The sequence below is a fragment of the Halobellus sp. Atlit-38R genome, from assembly GCF_003665925.1.
In the GTDB taxonomy this organism is placed as follows: domain Archaea; phylum Halobacteriota; class Halobacteria; order Halobacteriales; family Haloferacaceae; genus Haloquadratum; species Haloquadratum inordinatus.
Genome location: NZ_QXIJ01000097.1, coordinates 1 through 663, shown reverse-complemented (window position 1 = coordinate 663; position 663 = coordinate 1). Strand labels below are relative to the sequence as shown.

Annotated in this window: 2 pseudogenes; both read right to left on the bottom strand. The window is 63.3% G+C overall.

The features are described from left to right. Nucleotides 1–16: 16 nt before the first annotated feature. Nucleotides 17–244, bottom strand: a pseudogene (locus tag D3D02_RS18300) (hypothetical protein); the annotation flags it as partial. 191 nt (nt 245–435) lie between these two features. Next, a pseudogene (locus tag D3D02_RS18295) lies at nt 436–663 on the bottom strand (sulfate ABC transporter substrate-binding protein); the annotation flags it as partial.

Sequence of the window (663 nt, the reverse complement as noted above, 5' to 3'; positions counted from 1 at the left end):
GACGTCGGGGGAGTCGTCAGGCGACGACGAACTGGTTCCAGATCCCCTCGACGAGGAAGAACAACGCGTAGTACGACGACCAGATCAGCACGACGAGCGAGGCGGCGATCGAGCTCTTCGGCGCCTCGATCTCCATGTCGTTGCGGGCCTCGACGTTCCGGGCCTCCAGTTCGAAGAGGTCGGCGATGAACATCGCGAGCACGAGCACGATCAGGATCGTCCCCCGCACGGGCGCGGTGAGGAGCGAGTTCCGGACCGCCGTCCGGCTCGTCGTCTGTAGCAGGGTCTCAACGACGGGAACCGATCCGGTTCGGCCGAGGAACACCACGAAGGGGAGCGCGAAGTACACGAGCAGAACCACTCCGAGAACTCCAAAGACCAGCAGCGGGGGTACACGTCGTGATTTCGTGGCTGAGCGAGTTACATCAACAAGGCTCATTCGCTGCTCACCTCGATAGGAGCCTCCCCGTGCGTTCTCGGGAATTCCTCCGTCTCGAACCCGTTCTCACGGAGGGTCTCGCCGGCATTCGCAAGGAATCTGACGAATTCGTGCCCGGCGTTCGGCGAGTCCGCACTTTCGAGCACCGTCGCGTTGTACACGATCGGCGCGCCGGTCGCCGTGTACCCGTCGTCCGTCGTGTACGAGACCTCCGCGTACTGGTC